Consider the following 223-nt stretch of genomic DNA (forward strand, 5'->3'; position numbering starts at 1 on the left):
TCGCCGCAGAAAAACCGGTTAAATTATCCGTACAGGCAATGAAAATATCCTCGATGTTCTGGCTGATGCTGGTCTGATTTTTCTTCAGCACCTTGGGGTCAAATTCGCTCTTGCGATCCCGCGGCACAGATACCTCTACATCGCCAAAGCTGGTGCGCAGGGTTTTTCTGCTATGCCCATTCCGGCCGTTATCCGTGTCCTTGTTCTTGTAGTCATACCGGTT

1 protein-coding gene is annotated in these 223 nt (G+C 49.8%); it reads right to left on the minus strand.

Translation table 11 applies throughout. The features are described 5' to 3' along the window. On the minus strand, window positions 1-223 hold a 223-nt coding region (locus PGS25_RS15425; RefSeq protein ID WP_270419402.1), incomplete at both ends, for a transposase.

The sequence above is a fragment of the Butyricicoccus sp. AM78-15b2TA genome (genome assembly GCF_027665985.1).
GTDB classification, from domain to species: Bacteria; Bacillota; Clostridia; order Oscillospirales; family Butyricicoccaceae; genus Agathobaculum; species Agathobaculum butyriciproducens.